Raw genomic sequence first — 17,299 nt, forward strand, 5'->3', positions numbered from 1 at the left:
CCGGATGATCCTGCGTCCGAGACAGCTGTCTCGGACTTCGCTCCCCCGAGCGATGGTGAGAAGCATGACACGAATCGCTCGAGATGTCGCCGTGATCACCATCGCGACTTAGGGTGATGGCGTGCGGGGACTTCTGTTGGATGTCGGTGGCGTGCTGTTCGGTCCGGGATCGGATCTCGACGGCTTGAGCGCGGTCGTGCGCGCGGTGAAGGCCCGCGGAATCGTGACGGGAATCGTCAGCAACGATCCCGGCGGCGCCAGTGCTCAGTGGTTGCGGGATCTCGGCGACGGGGTCTTGGTCGACGACGTGATCTTGTCCGGTGATGTCGAGATGGCAAAGCCCGACGCCGAGATCTATCTGTTGGCAGCGAGTCGTTTGGGCGTCGAGCCGGAGGATTTCGTTTTCGTGGATGATCTCGAAATCAACGTCCGGGCGGCTGTGGCCGTCGGGATGGTCGGGGTCCATCACGTCGGCTCGGAATCGACCATCGAGGAGTTGTCGATTCTGTTCGATCTCGGCGAAGGAGGGGACACGAAGCCATGGTGAACAGACTGACGACTCAGGATGCCGCTTTCTACTTCCTCGAAGCCGGGACGACGCCGATGCATGTCGGCTCGTTGGGGATCTTCAGGCAACTGCGAAACGGGATCGATCACGAGGAGTTGCTTCGACTTGTCGAAGAGCGGCTCGGATCGGTTCCGCGATACCGACAGAGAGTTCGCGAGGTGGCGTTCGGTCTGGCCCGCCCGGTATGGGTGGACGACTCGGATTTCGACATCACTTATCACGTTCGCCGATCTGCTCTGCCCAAACCGGGTTCCGACGAACAGCTGATGGATCTGATCGCGCGGCTGACGTCGAGACCACTCGACAGCACGAGGCCGTTGTGGGAGATGTACCTGGTCGAGGGGCTGACCAGAAACAGATTTGCCATCTTCACGAAGTCTCATTCGTCGTTGGTGGACGGCGAGGCGGCTCCAGAGATCAGTCAGGTGATCTTCGATCCGGAGAAGAATCGAGCGCCAGGCCCCGAAGAATTGTGGATGCCCGCCAGGCCGCCGAGCGATACCAGCTTGTTGGTCAGTGCACTGGCGGATCTCGTGACGAGCCCGGGGGAGGGGATCGCACGGGCGCGTGCAGCGTTCAACGACGTGACCACGTCCGTCACCGAGGCTGTGAGTGCACTCGGGAAACTCGCGGAAGTGGTTCGAACGGCGACGCAGGTAGCCCCGTCGAGCCCGCTCAACGCCACCATTTCGCGCAATCGACGCCTTGCGGTGGCCAAGACGTCTCTGGAGGACTATCGACGCATTCGTGCGCGGTACGGGTGCGAGATCAACGACGTGATTCTGACCGTCATCGCAGGTGCGATGCGGAACTGGTTGCTCTCGCGCGGTGAACCGGTGACCGAGGCGACCATCGTGCGAGCGATGGTGCCCATGTCGGTCTACACCGACGGCCCGGAGAGTCCTGACGTCGACGATCCGCAAGCGCCCGGACATGTTTCCTCGTTCCTCATCGACCTGCCTGTCGGTGAACCCAACGCGGTGGTTCGGCTCTCGCACGTGGCCCATGCGACGGAGGCATTCGCGCGTCAGGGTCGGCGGGTCACCGCGCAGACGATGGTGCGAATGTCCGGGTTTGCGCCGGCGACGCTGCATGCGATGAGCTCCCGCGCGGCCAGTAGTCTGTCGCAGCGAATGTTCAACTTGATGATCACCAATGCGCCAGGGCCGCAATTTCCGCTTTACCTCGGTGGTGCTCGGATGCTCGAGATGTATCCCGTGTCGCCACTGCTCAAGAATCAGACACTCAGCATCGCCCTGACGTCGTACGACGGAAATGTCTACTACGGTTTGAATGCCGACCGTGACGCGATGTCGGACGTCGACGTCGTTCGTTCGCTGATCTTCGAGTCACTCGAGGAATTGACGGATGCGAGTCGGTGACGAACGAGCATGAAGGTGGTCTCATGAGGGTGTACGTACCGGCGACGGTCGAGATTTTGCAGCAGTTGGTCGCAGATCAGGAGTTCGACCCTATGAGCCGGACGGCTTTTGCGGTCACCCCGACTCTGCGTGAGTCGTACGCGGCGGGGGACGACGACGAGTTGGCCGAGGTCGCAATGGGTGAGGCTGCGCGTGCGTCGCTGCGGCTGATCGCCGGAACCGAGGGTGACGTCACCTTCCGGCGTGCTGTCGTTGCCGCCGACGTCGACGATGCCGATGTGAAGTTACGGCCCGATCTCGACGATTCGGTAGTCCGATTGGCGGGTCCTGTCACGATGGCTCAGGTTGCATCTGTGCATGTCGACCTCGAACAGGCAGAATCGGACATCGAGCGCGCTGCTGGCATAGTCGACGCGGCGGATCTCGGTGACGCCGATGCCGAGTTCACGCTCGGTGACGCGGAGGACCACGAGTTGGCGTGGTACGCCGCGCAGGAGTTGCCGTTCTTGCTCGACCTGCTGTGAATGTGCTTACCGTGAAGTAACCTACGGTACCGTAACCTGATAACCTACGGTACCGTAGGCAGTGGGTTCGGAAGGTGAGAGGTGGAGGTCTGATGGGTCTGAAGGACTGGATCGAGGCACCGGCAGCGTCGGTAGTTCCGGCAGCGCGGTCGAAGCTCAATCTGCTTCGCGGTGCGGCGGCTCGGCTGACCACACCATTGCTTCCCGACGACTATCTGCACCTCGCGAATCCGTTGTGGTCCGCGCGCGAGCTGCGCGGCCAGATCGTCGAAGTCCGGCCCGAGACCACGGACTCGGCGACCATCGTCATCAAGCCGGGTTGGGGATTCGACTTCAACTACCAGCCGGGGCAGTACATCGGCATCGGTCTGCATATCGACGGCCGTTGGCATTGGCGGTCGTACTCACTTACCTCGCCTCCCAACTGGGAGAACAAGCGCATTTCCATCGCGGTCAAGGCCATGCCCGAGGGCTTTCTCTCGAGCCACCTCGTCAGCGGGGCCGTGCCGTCGGGAACCATCGTTCGACTGGCCACGCCTTCGGGCAACTTCGCGTTGCCGGATCCGCCGCCGGAGAAGATTCTGTTCATCACCGCCGGCAGTGGCATCACTCCGGTCATGGGCATGTTGCGGACGATGAACCGGCGCGGTCAATTGCCCGACGTCATGCACATCCACTCGGCTCCGACGGAATCCGACGTGATGTTCGCCGACGAACTCACAGCACTGCACGCCGAGCACGAGGACTTCGTGAGCCACGTGCAACTCACGCGACGTGACGGAAAGTTCAAACTCAGTTCTCTCGACACGGTCTGCCCCGACTGGCGCGAGCGCCACACCTGGGCGTGCGGACCCCTCCCGTTGCTCGACGAGCTCGAAGACGTCTGGAAGGCGGAAGGCATCGAGGATCGACTCCACATGGAGCGGTTCGCCGTATCGCGCATCGATGCTTCGGCCGACGGTGGCACGGTCACGTTCGAGAAGTCGGGTAAGACGATCACCGTCGACGGTGCGACGACGCTTCTGGAGGCGGGCGAGCAGTCCGGTGCCTTGATGCCGTTCGGTTGCCGCATGGGCATCTGCCAGACGTGTGTCGTACCTCTCGTTGCCGGCCACGCGATCGATCTACGCTCGGGGAAACAGCACGCGGAGGGCGAGCGCATCCAGACGTGCATCTCCGCCGCCGCCGGCGACTGTACGCTGGACGCATAGCTTCTAGGCACACGGAGGACCACGGTGGCCATCACCGATATCAAAGAGTTTTCGCACCTCACCGAGGCCGATGTCGAAGCTCTCGGACGTGAACTCGATCAGATTCGACTCGACATCGAAGACTCTCGTGGGATCCGGGACGCCCGCTACATTCGTCGCGTCATTCGCGTCCAGCGGGCGTTGGAGCTCGGCGGGCGTATCGCATTGTTCGGCAGTCGGTACCGACCGGCATGGTTGGTCGGCACGACCCTGCTGAGCCTGTCGAAGATCATCGAGAACATGGAGCTCGGGCATAACGTCATGCACGGGCAATGGGACTGGATGAACGATCCCGAGATTCACTCCGTCTCGTGGGAGTGGGATCAGACCGGTCCTTCCGAGCATTGGAAGCGCGCCCACAACTACCAGCACCACACGTACACCAACGTCGTCGGCATGGACGAGGATCTCGGTTTCGGGATTCTGCGTATGACTCGTGACGAGCCGTGGAAGCCGATCAACCTCTTCCAGCCGATCGCCAACGTGATCTTGGCGGCCACGTTCGAGTGGGGCATCGCGCTGCACGACCTCACGGCGGCAGCCGAGTTGGAGGGCGCGGAAAAGGGGCAGCTGAACTCGCAGGCGAACAAAGACTTCGCGCGCAAGATCTTTCGTCAGGTGGGCAAGGACTTCATCTTGTTCCCGGCGCTGACGGGGCCGGCGTGGAAGTCGACCATGTCGGCCAATGCGACCGCGAACCTCGTGCGCAACCTGTGGGCGTACGTCGTCATCTTCTGTGGCCACTTCCCGGACGGTGCCGAGAAGTTCACTGTTGCCGAATTCGAGCAGGAGACTCGTCACGAGTGGTACCTGCGCCAGATGCTCGGTAGTGCGAACTTCAATTCCGGCAAGCTCATGGGACTCATGAGCGGCAATCTGAGCTACCAGATCGAGCACCACGTGTTTCCTGATCTGCCGAGTAACCGCTATCCCGAAATCGCTGTGAAGATGCGTGCATTGTGCGAGAAGTTCGATCTCCCGTACACCACCGGCTCGCTCTTCAAGCAGTATCTTCTGGCTCTGCGCACCATCCACAAGTTGGCTTTGCCGGACAAGTGGCTGACCGCAACCTCGGACAATGCTCCGGAAACGTCTTCGGAACTGCGGTTCCGCGACTCGGGATTCCGGGACGCAGCCATGGCGATGGTCGAGGACCTTCGTACCGATCCGATCACCGGTAAGCGTCTCGGTTTGCTGACCGCACTCAAGTCGCAGGCCCGTTCCCGCATGCCGAAGCGCCGGAAGTGATATAGGTTACATCGGGAAAAACCTAACCTACGGTGCCGTAAGTTACGCTACAGTAGGTGCAGTTGATCTGAACGATTCGAATCGATGATCGTTCTGCACTTACTACTTTGCGCCTAACTCACTGCTAGGAGGCTTTCCATGGCGATTGCAGATGTCAAGGAATACGCACATCTCACGGACGCCGACATCGAAGCGCTCGGCCGCGAACTCGACGCGATTCGTCGCGACATCGAGGAGTCGCGCGGCGAGAAGGATGCGCGATACGTGCGCAACGTCATTCGTCTGCAGCGTTCGCTCGAAATCGGCGGCCGCGCAGCGCTTTTCGCCAGCCGTCGTCGTCCGGCGTGGCTCGCCGGAGTTGGCCTGCTGACGCTCTCGAAGATCATCGAGAACATGGAACTCGGGCACAACGTGATGCACGGGCAGTGGGACTGGATGAACGACCCGGAGATCCACTCCACCTCGTGGGAGTGGGACGTCACCGGCCCGTCTGCGCACTGGAAGCAGACCCACAACTACCTGCATCACAAGTACACCAACGTCCTCGGAATGGACGACGACGTCGGATACGGACTCCTCCGCGTCACCCGCGATCAGCGCTGGAAGCCCTTCAACGCCGGCAACCTGGTCTACAACACGCTGCTCGCGCTGTTCTTCGAGTACGGCATCGCCGCACAGCACCTCGAGCTCGGCAAGGTGGCCAAGGGCCGCGCCGACAAGGAAGAGACGCAGCGCAAGCTCCGTGAGGTCGGCGAGAAGATCGGCAAGCAGGTCCTGCGCGACTACGTCATCTACCCGGCCATCACCGGCCCGGCGTGGAAGAGCACGTTGTCGGCCAACTTCACCGCCAACACTCTGCGGAACGTGTGGACCAACGCGGTCATCTTCTGCGGCCACTTCCCGGACGGTGCCGAGAAGTTCACCAAGGAAGACATCGACAAGGAAACGCAGGCTCAGTGGTACCTGCGTCAGATGCTCGGCAGCGCCAACATCGAGGGCAGCGCGCTCATGGACTTCATGACGGGCAACCTGAGCTACCAGATCGAGCACCACCTGTTCCCCGATCTGCCCAGCAACCGCTACAAGGACATCGCGGTCACGGTGCGTCAGCTCGCGGACAAGTACGACTTGCCGTACACGACGGGCCCGCTTGCCGTGCAGTACGCCAAGTCCTGGCGCACCATCGCCAAGCTGTCGCTGCCCAACAAGTACCTCAAGGACACCGTCGACAATGCGCCCGAGACGGCGTCGGAGCGGATGTTCGACGGCGAACTTACCTCGACTGTCGATCCCGTGACCGGGCGTCGCAGTGGCCTCAAGAGCGCCATCGCACGTAAGCGCAAGAGCGGAAAGCTGCGCAGCCTCCTCGGCCTGCGCTGATCGTCGACTGCGCTGACCGTAGACAGCAAGCGGCCCGACACCATTCGATGGTGTCGGGCCGCTTTGCTGTTCTCGCCCGGAACGTCGCTCGGGGGCGCTCAGTACTGATCGTTGGACTTGATCGCTTCCAGCAGTTGTCGCACAGCGACGACGCGTCGAGCTGATTTGCCCTCCAGCAGGTCGAGCTTGCATTCGGGATCTGCCGGCGGTCCGAGGTGCGTGCATCCGCGCGGGCAATCCTCGATCGCCGCAGCGAGATCCGAGAACGCCGCCACCACGTTCTCGGGCGAGATGTGCGCCAGACCGAACGAACGGATGCCCGGGGTGTCGATCACCCAGCCGCCACCGGCGAGCGGGAGTGCCACCGATTGCGTCGACGTGTGCCGGCCCTTGCCGACGCCGGATACGATGCCGACCGCTCGATTGGCATCGGGGACAAGGCGATTGACCAGTGTCGACTTTCCGACGCCGGAATGTCCGATCAGGGCGGTCAACTTGTGCTCGAGGATCTGCGTCAGTTCGTCCAGGGGATCGTCGCGACCGGCGACGACCACTTGGATGTCGAGGTCGGCGAACGTGCTCGCGAATTCCTCCGGCGGTTCGAGGTCGCTCTTGGTCAGGCAGACGATCGGCGTCAGGCCACCCACGTAGGCGGCGACCAGTGCGCGCTCGACGAAGCCGGTGCGCGGTGGGGGATCGGCGAGTGCCACGACGATGAGAAGCTGCTCCGCGTTCGCGACGACGATACGTTCGAAGGGATCGGTGTCGTCGGCGGTCCGTCGCAGAACCGTCGAACGCTCGGAGACCCGGACGATGCGCGCCAGGGTGTCGGTTTTGCCCGACAGATCGCCGACTATGTCCACCTGATCGCCGACGACGATGGGGGTTCGGCCAAGTTCGCGGGCGCGCATCGTGACGATCAGCCGGTCGGGATCGCCGCCGAGGACGCAACCCCAACGGCCACGATCCTTCGACACCACCATCCCCGATTCGGCCGAGAGATGTTCGGGCCGAGTCTTCGTACGGGGGCGGGATCCGCGCCCGGGGCGTACCCGGACGTCGGACTCGTCGTACTGCCGCGGACTCAGAAGCTTGCCTTCGGTGTCGCCGGCGAACTCTCGAGCATGTCGATCCACATGTTCTCGAAGCCGGGCAGTGTCTTGGCGGTGGTTCCGACATCGTCGACGTCGACGCCGTCGACGACCAGGCCGATGATGGCGCCGGCTGTTGCCATGCGGTGGTCGGCATACGAGAGCCATTGTCCGCCATGGAGTTCCGCGGGAACGATCGTCAGGCCGTCATCGGTTTCGGTGACGGAGCCGCCGAGTTTGTTGAGCTCGTCGGCGAGGGCGGTGAGACGGTCTGTCTCGTGCCCGCGCAGGTGCGCGATTCCTCGTAGATGCGAGGTGCCCTCGGCGAGAGCGGCCAGGGCCGCCACGGTGGGGGTCAGCTCTCCCACGTCGTGGAGGTCGATGTCGATGCCGCGCAGTTTCTCCGGGCCGCGGACAGTCAGGACACCATCGGCGAGAGTGACGTCGGCCCCCATCGAGGCGAGGATCCCGCGGATCGCGTCGCCGGGTTGCGTCGTCGACGACGGCCACATCGGGACGCTGACGGTTCCGCCGGTCACTGCGGCAGCGGCCAGGAACGGTGTGGCGTTGGAGAGATCGGGTTCGATCGCCCAGTCCACGGCGCGCACCGGCCCCGGTGCCACACGCCAGGTGTCCGCGTCACCGCCCGTGGCTGGCGTCGTCACGGAAACTCCGGCCTCGCGGAGCATCTCGACGGTCATGTCGATGTGTGGCATGGACGGGACGGGCTTGCCGTCGTGGTGAACGGTGACACCCTCTTCGAACGCAGCAGCCGAGAGCAGGAGACCGGAGACGAACTGCGACGAACCGGATGCGTCGATGGTGACCGTCCCGCCGCGTAGGGATCCGGTTCCGGTGACGGTGAACGGGAGTGCGTCACCCTCGATCCGAGCGCCGAGACCGCGCAGTGCTTCCAAGATGGTGCCGAGCGGTCGTGTGCGTGCTTGCTCGTCGCCGTCGAAGTGGACGATGCCGTCGGCCATCGCGGCGAGTGGCGGCAGGAAGCGCATCACGGTGCCGGCCAGGCCGCAGTCGACCTCGCCGCCGCGCAGGGGTCCAGGGGTGATGCGAAGCGTGGTCGCATCACCGGCTTCCTCGACGCCGATGCCGAGGTCACGCAGAGCTGCGATCATCAGGTCGGCGTCACGGCTGCGGAGTGCACCGGTGATCGTGGACGGGCCATCCGCAAGTGCGGCCAGAATCAGAGCTCGATTGGTGATGGACTTGGATCCGGGCAGCGTCACCACTGCATCGACGGGTGCTTGGGCCCTCGGGGCGCTCCACAGACTCAGACTCACATGGTCCATCTTCTCTCATCGGTGGGGGAATGGTCGAAACCGTGCCACCCTGGGTGTCATGTGCGGAAGGTATGCGACCACAGCGGACCCGGCCACCCTGGCGGTGGAACTCGACGCGCTCGACGAGACCGACCACTCGGCGCCCGTCGAAGCCGATTACAACGTGGCCCCCACGACCGAGGTGTTGACCGTCGTCGAACGCCACGATCGGGAGAACCCCGACAGCGATCCGACCAAGAGGATTCGGCGGATGCGGTGGGGATTGGTGCCGTCGTGGACCAAGGAACTGGGCAAAGGCCCGGTCCTGTTCAACGCCCGCGCCGACTCGCTGGCGGAGAAGCCGGCGTTTCGGACCGCCTTCAAGTTCAAGCGTTGCCTGGTCCCCATGGACGGGTGGTACGAGTGGCAGACCGAGGCCACCGGCGGGAAGAAGGCAGCGAAGATTCCTTACTACATGCACCCCGACGACGGATCACGGCTGTTCATGGCGGGCGTGTGGTCTGCCTGGCGGGACCCGAGTGTCGAGAACGCGAGCCCCGTTCTGAGCTGCTCGATCGTCACGGTCGACTCTCTCGGTCACCTCGAGCAGGTTCACGACCGCATGCCCCTCGCCCTGCCTCGTGACCGCTGGGAGGCGTGGCTCGATCCCGACAACACCGTCGATTCGGCTCTGCTCGAACCGGTACCGGACCTCTTCGAGCGGATCGACGTCGATCGAGTCCGGCCGCTGGTCAACAGTGTCAAGAACAACGGGCACGAGTTGATCGAGCCGGACGTCGACCGTGCCGGCGAGCAGATCAGCCTGCTCTAGCAGTCAGCCGAGAGCCCAGGTGACGGTCACTTCGAACGAGACCTGCTGGGTTCCCGGGGCGAGAACCATGTCGGACATCGAGGCGTCGGGAGCGCGCATGGTCTGACCGCCACTCGTGTCGTGTGCCTCGGTGATGGTCACGACGTTTTCGAGCGACGTCCCGGACAGATCCGCGTACTGCTCGGCACGGTTCTTCGCGTCCTCGAAGGCACGGGTGCGAGCGTCGGTCAGAAGCTGAGAGTCGTCGTCGATGGCGAAGGCGACGTTACCGAGCCGTGCCGCGTTTCCGCCCGCCGCGATGCCGGCGTCCAGGACAGAAGAGGCCTTGTCGAGATCGCGGACGACGATTCGTACCGAGTTGGTCGCCCGGTAGCCGGTCACGTTGCCGCCGACGAACGGTCCGCCGCTGGCGTCGTACTGCGGCTGGACGGACAGATCGCTTGTCTGCACGTCCTCGGGGGCAACCCCGGCGGCGACTATCGCGTCGATCATCTGACGGGCCTTGTCATTCGCCTCCGAGACCGCTCCCGATACATCCGGGGCAACCACCTCGATGCCGATGTCGGCATTGAGGATGTCCGGCGCCCCGCGGACCTGCCCTGATCCGACTACCGTGACTTCCTTGGCGGCATTGTCCGAACTCCCGCAGGCCGTCAGCGAGACGGTGAGAGCTGCCGTCGCAGCGGTCAGTGCAAGAGTTTTCAGGTGTGGTCGCATGGTGAGACCGTAGCGACCGGATACTCAGCCCGCCGTGATTTGCGCCGTGACCGCGCCACTGAGCTGCGCGAGGTCCGTCGGAGCCAGCTCGATTTCGAGGCCGCGTCGGCCGGCGCTGCAGAGAACGCGGTCCCAGTCGAGCGCCGACGCATCGATCACGGTCGGCAGTTTCTTGCGCTGGCCGAGCGGTGAGATACCGCCGAAGACGTAGCCGCTCGAGCGCTCGGCTTCGGCGCGATCGGCCATGACGGCTTTGCTCGCACCGAGGGCAGCGGCTGCAGCCTTGAGGGAGAGCTTGTCCGGGACCGGCAGAACCGCGACGGCGAGCTTGCCGGTGTCGAGTTTGACGACCAAGGTCTTGAAGATCTGGGCAGCCACGACACCTGTCGACTCTGCCAGTGCAGTGACCGCCTCGTCGCCGAAAGATTCGGCGCGAGGATCGTGGTCGTAGCTGTGGACGCGGTGCGGTGTCTTCGACTTGTCGAGAAGTACGGTCGCAGGGGTCGCTGTTCCGGCCATGAGGAACACCCTATGTGGATCGCCGACAGGTGCATCCGACCAGGCCGGGAACAGAGTCGCTGACTCCCGTGTTGGTACCAGTTGATGAAACTTGTCCCGAGAAGCGAAGGAGCGACCGTGCTGGCTGTGTGTGAGCCACCACCGGCCCGTGGGTCGGATCTTCAGTTGGCGGTAACCTTGATCCCTACGGCTAGTGAAGGGATCAGAGTGCTGGAACACGACCGGCCCAAGGACGAACCGTCAGGGGTAGCTGAACCTATCGACGGCGCAGTGTCCGAAACGCCCGAAACTGCGGATGAGTTGATTGCCCGGTTCGAGCGCGACGCGCTCCCGCTGCTCGACCAGTTGTACGGCGCTGCCCTGCGCATGACGCGGAATCCGGCTGATGCCGAGGATCTCGTGCAGGAGACGTACGTCAAGGCGTACACCGCTTTCCGTTCGTTCCGTGCCGGTACCAACCTGAAAGCCTGGCTGTACCGGATTCTCACGAACACCTACATCAACTCGTACCGCAAGAAGCAGCGCCAACCCGCGCAGTATCCGACGGACGAGATCACCGACTGGCAGTTGGCCGCCACCGCCGAGCACACTTCGACGGGGCTGCGATCGGCCGAGGTGGAGGCGCTCGACGCGTTGCCTGACGACGACATCAAGGCGGCGCTGCAGTCGCTTCCCGAGGAATTCCGTATGGCCGTGTACTACGCCGATGTCGAAGGATTCCCGTACAAGGAGATCGCGGAGATCATGGGCACACCCATCGGAACGGTGATGTCGCGACTGCACCGTGGTCGCAAGCAATTGCGTGGTCTTTTGGCCGATGTCGCAAAAGACCGGGGATTCAATCGGGACGGCGCGGTCGACACAGCCACAGTCGCAGCCACCGAGACGGAAGGTGTCACACGATGAGTGAGCAGGACGAATTCGAAAGGCTCGACTGCTCGGCAGTCATCGCCGACGTCTGGTTGATGCTCGACGGTGAATGCGACGATTCAAGTCGTGCTCGCCTGCAGCGTCATATCGACGATTGTGGATCGTGCCTCGAGGCCTACGGGATCGAAGAGAAGGTCAAGAGCCTGATCAACCGTAAGTGCGGTGGAGACCACGCGCCGGAAAGCCTGCGTCAGAGGCTCACCGTCGAGTTGCGTCGGACCATCGTCATAACGACTACCGAAACCGACAGCTAGCCCGTCAGCGAAGATCTGAGCGGCAGCAGTCGGAAGGCAGTAACGCCGAGGGGCGGGGAAGCAATGCTTCCCCGCCCCTCGGACGTTTTGTTGCGCTACATGTCAGGCGTTTGGACGCTTGCCATGGTTAGCGGCGTTGCCCTTACGGCTGCGCTTCTTACGACCACGCTTACCCATGATTGGTCTCCCTTCTGTTTCTTTCGCGTCATTGTTTCACGCCGATGCCGGTGTGGTTCCATTGGCAGGTCGATCGAGTGATCCGTCGACGTATTTTCGTGGTCAGAGTGCAGTTCCGACAGAAGTGAGGTTCACGATGGCAGAAGACGTGCGCGCCGAGATGGTTTCGACGGTCTACCAGGTCGTCGTGAGCGAGGGAGACGTCGTTGCGGACGGCGACACCCTGGTCATCCTCGAATCCATGAAGATGGAGATTCCCGTCCTGGCCGAGGTTCCGGGAACGGTGACGACGGTGGGCGTCAAGGTCGGCGACGTGATTCAGCAAGGCGATCTGATCGCCGTGATCTCCTAAGCCGGACGATGTCCACTCTCAGCGACCTCCTCGCCGAACACACCGACCTTCCCGGTGCGGCGGTCGACCATCTCCAGCGCGTCGTGGGGGAGTGGCAACTGCTCGCCGACCTCTCCTTTGCCGACGTTCTCTTGTGGGTGGGCACCGAATCGGAGAAGAACCGATCCGAGGGGACGGTCATCTGCGTAGCGCATTGCCGGCCGACAACGGCATCGACGGCTTTTCCGGAGGACGCGGTCGGAACGGTCGTTTCCGAGTCCGAGCACCCGCAGGTTCTTCGCGCTCTCGTGGAGGGCCGCGTCGTGCGCGGGGAAGACGAGACGTGGCGTGAAGGAATGCCGCCGCGTCGGGAAGCCGTTCCGGTGCGTCTGGACGGGCGAGTCATCGCGGTTCTGAGCCGCGACACCAACTTGTCGCACCAGCGAGCGCAGAGTCCACTCGAGCTCGCGTATCTCGATTGCGCCGAAGACCTGTGTCAGATGATCAGCGACGGAACCTTCCCGATCCGAGAATCGCGCTCCGACACGAACTCGAGCCCACGTGCGGGCGACGGTTTCATCCGCCTCGACACCGAAGGCACAGTCGTCTATGCCAGCCCGAACGCCCTCTCGGCCTATCACCGGATGGGTCTGAGCTCGGATCTGGTGGGCCAAGACCTCGCGGCACTGACCCGTTCGTTGGTCACCGACCCGTTCGAGTCTCAGGAAGCTGCGGGATACATCCGAGATACGTTGGCGGACAAGCCCGGTCGCCGTATGGAGATCGAGGCGCGCGGGGCAACCGTTCTGCTGCGGGCCCTGGTTCTCAAGCCTGGCGGCCGGCATGTCGGTGCTGCGGTCGTCGTCCGCGACGTCACCGAGGTCAAGCGTCGTGATCGCGCTCTGCTGAGCAAGGACGCAACCATCCGCGAGATTCACCATCGAGTGAAGAACAATCTGCAAACCGTCGCGGCGCTTCTGCGTCTACAGGCCAGGCGAACCGGCAACGACGAAGCGCGACAAGCGTTGACAGAGTCGGTGAGACGCGTGACGTCCATCGCCCTCGTTCACGACACCTTGTCGATGTCGGTGGACGAAGAGGTGGATCTCGACGAGGTGATCGACCGGTTGGTTCCCATGCTCTCCGATGTCGCGGGAGTAGGTGTGCCGGTGACGATTCGGCGTGAGGGCAGTTTCGGAGTGTTCTCCGCCGAGCGCGCCACCCCGCTGGTCATGGTGCTGACGGAGTTGGTGCAGAACGCGATCGAGCACGCTTTCGATCCGGGTGTGACCGGCACGGTCACACTCAGTGCCGAGCGTTCTGCACGCTGGTTGGACGTGATCATCCACGACAACGGGCGCGGCCTGCCGGAGAACTTCGACCTCGAGAAATCCGATCGCCTCGGACTCCAGATCGTGCGGACTCTGCTGGGCGCCGAACTCGGTGGCTCGCTCGGACTGCACCCGGGAAGCGGAGGCGGTACCGACGCGGTTCTGCGTGTGCCGCTCGGTAGACGTTCTGCGCGTTACTGATTCGAGCCGCGTTAGCGATTCGAGCAGACAAAAAGCCCGGCACCATGTGGTGCCGGGCTGTCGTCTTCGACTGTGCAGAGGGGCTGTTCTCCGCCGCGAGTCGAACGTCTCGGTTCTACCTAGACGGAAGTGCGTGCACGGGTACGTGCGTTACGACGCTTGAGTGCGCGACGCTCGTCTTCGCTCATTCCGCCCCAGACGCCTGCATCCTGGCCGGACTCGAGAGCCCACGACAGGCACTCGGCGGTGACGGGGCAGCGGTTGCAGACAACCTTGGCATCAGCGATCTGAGCGAGGGCCGGTCCACTGTTTCCCACAGGGAAGAACAGTTCGGGATCCTCGTCGCGACAGATTGCGTTGTGGCGCCAGTCCATCTTTTTTCGCTCCTTAATTGGGTGTGTATTCACACCATTTGGTACCAATGAGTTTGTGTGTGCGTCATCAATGTTTCCGCACTGTTACTTGTGAATGCTTTCACGAACTCGCGGTATGTCAATAGGTTTGAACGGGTTCGTGGGCCAACTCACTAATTTGTGACACACCTGACGGCCACCTGGGCGTCACCGGCATTTTACCCGATTTCGACCTTTTGGCACCAGAGTTTTTGCAGGTCAAACGTGTTGCCTGACTCACGTCGTAATCGGTGCGAACACTTCCAGCGCATCCGGGACCGAGGTGAATTCGACCTTTTCACGAAGTCCGATGTAGTCGCCGTCCATCTGCAGTCCGATCGGTCGCGACGATTCGATGGTGATTGTCGGGACGTCGTCGGTGCGTAAGAGGACCTTCGATTTCGGCTCCGCGCCGCGTGCGAGTAGTTGCCGCACAACCCGCAGGGACGGCAGAACTTTGGTGCTCGTCATGGCGAAGATGCCGAGTCCACTGTCGAAGGTCGTTCCCGGATTGGTGTGGACGGGACGCTCTTCCAGATATGTCCACGGGCTCGAGTTCGAGACGAATGCGTAGTGGACTCCGGAGACGGGATCCTGATCGGGAAGGTGGACGGTCAGCGCTGGTTCGGCTCGCTTGGCACGGAAGAACGCCGCGATCGCGGTTCGGACATACCGGGCGGGTGTGGCGGCGTCACCGTTCTTACGGCTGGCGTCGACGGCCTCGCACACATCGGCGTCGAGGCCCATTCCGGCGTTGAACGTGAACCAACGGTTGTCGCAGTGTGCGAGCCCGATTCGGCGCCTGGTGCGTTCGGAGAGGAGGTCGACGAGTTGGTTCGTGGCGTCGATCGGGTCGGCGGCAATACCGAGTGAGCGCGCGAAAACGTTTGCCGAGCCGCCTGGGACGACAGCGATCGTCGGGATCGGACCGACCGGAACCGATTTCATCGACGCGGGATGCGGTGACCCGAGCAGTCCGTTGACCACTTCGTTGACCGTTCCGTCGCCACCGTGGACGATCACCGAGCCGAAGCCGTCTTCGTGGGCTTCGCGCGCCAGTTCGGCAGCATGACCCCGATGTGTGGTGTGCGCCACAGTAAGTCGCACCCGACTCTCGAGGGCGTGTGCCAACAGGTCACGACCGGCAGCGGTGGTGGAGGTGGCATTGGGGTTGACGATCAGCAGTGCGCGCACGGGGCATGAGCCTATCCGGTGTCGTGTTCTAGGCTGGCCTCGTGCCGAATACCGCCAGTCCGAACGCCCTGCCCAAGACAGTCACATGGGCGGGTGCCCTCGTGACGCTTCAAGGGCTGGTTGCCGCCGGGTTCGCGATCGTCGCAGTGATTCGCGGTGCAACCGGCCACGATCAGAGCGTCACCAACGGATACGGATTTGCCGCCTGGGTCGCGATCCTCGGCGGCGCGGTGTTGGCTGCCGGTATCGCTTTGCTGACGGGCCGCCGGTGGGGCCGGGCAATCGCCGTCGTCGCGCAGTTGCTGCTCCTGCCGGTCGCCTGGTCGCTCCTGACCGATTCGCATCAGGTGCCGCTCGGCATCGTTCTGGGTGTCGTCGTTCTCGGCGCTCTGGGCTGCCTGTTCTCGGCTCCGACGTCTCGATGGATGGCAGCGGAGTACGGAGCGTACGCAGACGAGGTGTCGCCGGAAGAGGGACGCCCGGACGAGACCGACGAGCCGCGGGACAAGTAGGACGGAACGCCTACGCTGCTTCAGACCTACTCAGCTTCCGCTCTACTCAGCTTCGGCGGCGAGAGCTCCGAGGTGAGTACCGGTCAGGCGATACGTGGTCCACTCCGTCTTCGCGTCGGCGCCGAGTGACTCGTAGAACTTGATCGAGGGGGTGTTCCAGTTGAGCACCGACCAGGACAGCCGGGTGTAGTCGTTGTCGGTGCACTCCTTGGCGAGTGCGGCCAGAAGAGCCTTCCCGTGGCCTGATCCGCGCTGACTGGGCTTGACGTACAGGTCTTCGAGGTAGATGCCGTGAGCGCCGTCCCACGTCGAGAAATTGCGAAACCACAATGCCATGCCGACGACGTCGTCGGCCGAATTCACAGCGACGTGCGCGAAGGCCGTCGCGGCCGGCCCGAACAACGCCTCGCCGATCTGTTCCGCCTTCACGGTGCACTCGTCGAGTGCCTTCTGGTAGTCGGCCAACTCGTAGATCATGTCGGTGATCGGCTGGACGTCTGCGGGCGTGGCGCGTCGGATCATAAGGAGAATCTTAGGCCTCAAGCCTCGACGAGCGGCGGCACGTTGTGATGGACGAGGTGGGTGGCGCCGTGCTCGTAACCGAGAACCGAGTATGCGCCGGGGGACAAGGCGAAACGCTTTCCTTCCGTCACCGGGAGCTCGAGCCAGCGGGCGATGAGTGCGCGTGAGAAGTGGCCGTGCCCGATCAGGATCACGTCGCGTTCGGGTAGTTGCGAACGCACCATCGACAGCACCATGTCGGTGCGGGCGTGGATCTGATCGGCCTGCTCGCCGCCGGGGCACGGGTGCGTCCAGACGGTCCAATCGGGCACCGTTGCGCGGATCTCGGGCGTCGTGAGGCCTTCGTAATCGCCGTAGTCCCATTCGGACAGTGCATCCCAGGTTCGCTCTTCCGGCAGGCCGGCGAGATCGCCCGTCAACTGTGCGCGCAGCCGCGGACTCGTCAGAATCATGGGGTTCCGGAGGTCGAGGGTTCGCAAGCGATTTCCGGTCGCGGTTGCCTGCATCTCGCCGAGCGGAGTCAGCGGAACCTCGGTCCGGCCCGTGTGTTTCCCGGTGCGTGCCCACTCGGTTTCACCGTGTCGCATGAGTACGACGCGAGCACCGAGGGGGATCGACGAGGGGGCGGACTGGGACGTCATGTCGACCATCATTGCAGGCTGCCTCG

20 protein-coding genes are annotated in these 17,299 nt (G+C 63.3%); 12 read left to right on the forward strand and 8 right to left on the reverse strand.

Features of this window, described 5'->3' with window-relative positions:
• The first annotated feature begins 121 nt into the window (after positions 1 to 121).
• From ASU23_RS27150 to ASU23_RS27175, 6 genes are all read left to right on the forward strand, one after another.
• Complete coding sequence (locus tag ASU23_RS27150) at positions 122 to 547, forward strand: HAD-IA family hydrolase (protein ID WP_003940859.1); 426 nt, start codon at positions 122 to 124, stop codon at positions 545 to 547.
• Positions 541 to 1,950, forward strand: a complete 1,410-nt coding sequence (locus ASU23_RS27155) for a wax ester/triacylglycerol synthase family O-acyltransferase (RefSeq protein WP_007731194.1) — start codon at positions 541 to 543, stop codon at positions 1,948 to 1,950. The genes ASU23_RS27150 and ASU23_RS27155 overlap by 7 nt, the downstream gene beginning before the upstream one ends.
• 23 nt (positions 1,951 to 1,973) lie before the next feature.
• Positions 1,974 to 2,474, forward strand: a complete 501-nt coding sequence (locus tag ASU23_RS27160) for a hypothetical protein (protein WP_030535010.1) — start codon at positions 1,974 to 1,976, stop codon at positions 2,472 to 2,474.
• A 92-nt stretch (positions 2,475 to 2,566) separates the two neighbouring features.
• Entirely contained in the window at positions 2,567 to 3,685 is a 1,119-nt protein-coding gene (locus ASU23_RS27165; protein ID WP_003940928.1) for a ferredoxin reductase, read from the forward strand.
• Positions 3,686 to 3,709: 24 nt separating this feature from the next.
• On the forward strand, positions 3,710 to 4,972 hold the full coding sequence (locus ASU23_RS27170; protein ID WP_003940901.1) for an acyl-CoA desaturase: 1,263 nt from the start codon (positions 3,710 to 3,712) through the stop codon (positions 4,970 to 4,972).
• Between the two features lie 138 nt (positions 4,973 to 5,110).
• Positions 5,111 to 6,352, forward strand: a complete 1,242-nt coding sequence (locus ASU23_RS27175; RefSeq protein WP_058039090.1) for a fatty acid desaturase — start codon at positions 5,111 to 5,113, stop codon at positions 6,350 to 6,352.
• 98 nt (positions 6,353 to 6,450) lie between these two features.
• On the opposite strand, the gene rsgA is transcribed toward ASU23_RS27175, so the two are convergent.
• Together rsgA and aroA are read right to left on the reverse strand one after the other, a co-directional pair.
• The gene (gene rsgA, locus ASU23_RS27180; protein ID WP_007731200.1) at positions 6,451 to 7,488 is read right to left on the reverse strand and encodes a ribosome small subunit-dependent GTPase A; all 1,038 of its coding nucleotides are present in this window, start codon (positions 7,486 to 7,488) and stop codon (positions 6,451 to 6,453) included.
• Positions 7,437 to 8,750, reverse strand: coding sequence for a 3-phosphoshikimate 1-carboxyvinyltransferase (gene aroA / locus ASU23_RS27185; RefSeq protein ID WP_058039091.1), 1,314 nt, complete (start codon positions 8,748 to 8,750; stop codon positions 7,437 to 7,439). The genes rsgA and aroA overlap by 52 nt, the downstream gene beginning before the upstream one ends.
• Positions 8,751 to 8,799: 49 nt before the next feature.
• On the opposite strand from aroA, the gene ASU23_RS27190 reads away from it, so the two are divergent.
• Complete coding sequence (locus tag ASU23_RS27190) at positions 8,800 to 9,552, forward strand: SOS response-associated peptidase (protein WP_030535007.1); 753 nt, start codon at positions 8,800 to 8,802, stop codon at positions 9,550 to 9,552.
• Between the two features lie 3 nt (positions 9,553 to 9,555).
• Here ASU23_RS27190 and ASU23_RS27195 read toward each other — a convergent pair whose 3' ends face one another.
• Together ASU23_RS27195 and ybaK are read right to left on the reverse strand one after the other, a co-directional pair.
• A complete protein-coding gene (locus ASU23_RS27195; RefSeq protein ID WP_058039092.1) occupies positions 9,556 to 10,269 on the reverse strand; it encodes an SIMPL domain-containing protein in 714 nt (237 codons plus the stop codon).
• Positions 10,270 to 10,293: 24 nt separating this feature from the next.
• A complete protein-coding gene (gene ybaK / locus ASU23_RS27200; protein WP_058039127.1) occupies positions 10,294 to 10,788 on the reverse strand; it encodes a Cys-tRNA(Pro) deacylase in 495 nt (164 codons plus the stop codon).
• 258 nt (positions 10,789 to 11,046) lie between these two features.
• Here ybaK and ASU23_RS27205 point away from each other — a divergent pair, with 258 nt between their 5' ends.
• The 4 genes from ASU23_RS27205 to ASU23_RS27220 all read left to right on the forward strand — a co-directional run bounded on the left by ASU23_RS27205 (position 11,047) and on the right by ASU23_RS27220 (position 14,012).
• Positions 11,047 to 11,694 carry a sigma-70 family RNA polymerase sigma factor gene (locus ASU23_RS27205; RefSeq protein ID WP_085989606.1) on the forward strand — a complete coding sequence of 216 codons (648 nt, stop codon included), beginning with the start codon at positions 11,047 to 11,049 and terminating at the stop codon, positions 11,692 to 11,694.
• Positions 11,691 to 11,972: a mycothiol system anti-sigma-R factor gene (gene rsrA / locus ASU23_RS27210; protein WP_003940722.1), complete on the forward strand. Its 282-nt coding sequence runs from the start codon at positions 11,691 to 11,693 to the stop codon at positions 11,970 to 11,972. The genes ASU23_RS27205 and rsrA overlap by 4 nt, the downstream gene beginning before the upstream one ends.
• 313 nt (positions 11,973 to 12,285) lie before the next feature.
• A complete protein-coding gene (locus tag ASU23_RS27215) occupies positions 12,286 to 12,501 on the forward strand; it encodes a biotin/lipoyl-binding carrier protein (protein ID WP_007731208.1) in 216 nt (71 codons plus the stop codon).
• 8 nt (positions 12,502 to 12,509) lie between these two features.
• Complete coding sequence (locus ASU23_RS27220) at positions 12,510 to 14,012, forward strand: sensor histidine kinase (protein WP_003940890.1); 1,503 nt, start codon at positions 12,510 to 12,512, stop codon at positions 14,010 to 14,012.
• Between the two features lie 119 nt (positions 14,013 to 14,131).
• On the opposite strand, the gene ASU23_RS27225 is transcribed toward ASU23_RS27220, so the two are convergent.
• Both ASU23_RS27225 and ASU23_RS27230 read right to left on the reverse strand, forming a co-directional pair.
• Complete coding sequence (locus ASU23_RS27225) at positions 14,132 to 14,386, reverse strand: WhiB family transcriptional regulator (protein ID WP_003940950.1); 255 nt, start codon at positions 14,384 to 14,386, stop codon at positions 14,132 to 14,134.
• Between the two features lie 255 nt (positions 14,387 to 14,641).
• Positions 14,642 to 15,598, reverse strand: a complete 957-nt coding sequence (locus ASU23_RS27230) for a diacylglycerol kinase family protein (protein ID WP_007731209.1) — start codon at positions 15,596 to 15,598, stop codon at positions 14,642 to 14,644.
• Positions 15,599 to 15,639: 41 nt separating this feature from the next.
• Here ASU23_RS27230 and ASU23_RS27235 point away from each other — a divergent pair, with 41 nt between their 5' ends.
• A complete protein-coding gene (locus tag ASU23_RS27235; RefSeq protein WP_007731217.1) occupies positions 15,640 to 16,110 on the forward strand; it encodes a hypothetical protein in 471 nt (156 codons plus the stop codon).
• A 42-nt stretch (positions 16,111 to 16,152) separates the two neighbouring features.
• Here the strand turns inward: ASU23_RS27235 and ASU23_RS27240 are convergent, their stop codons facing one another.
• Both ASU23_RS27240 and ASU23_RS27245 read right to left on the reverse strand, forming a co-directional pair.
• Positions 16,153 to 16,632, reverse strand: a complete 480-nt coding sequence (locus ASU23_RS27240) for a GNAT family N-acetyltransferase (protein WP_003940724.1) — start codon at positions 16,630 to 16,632, stop codon at positions 16,153 to 16,155.
• Positions 16,633 to 16,649: 17 nt separating this feature from the next.
• The gene (locus ASU23_RS27245; RefSeq protein ID WP_080552758.1) at positions 16,650 to 17,273 is read right to left on the reverse strand and encodes an acid phosphatase; all 624 of its coding nucleotides are present in this window, start codon (positions 17,271 to 17,273) and stop codon (positions 16,650 to 16,652) included.
• Positions 17,274 to 17,299 lie beyond the last annotated feature (26 nt).

It is taken from the genome of Rhodococcus sp. KB6, from assembly GCF_001445685.1.
GTDB lineage: Bacteria > Actinomycetota > Actinomycetes > Mycobacteriales > Mycobacteriaceae > Rhodococcus_F > Rhodococcus_F qingshengii.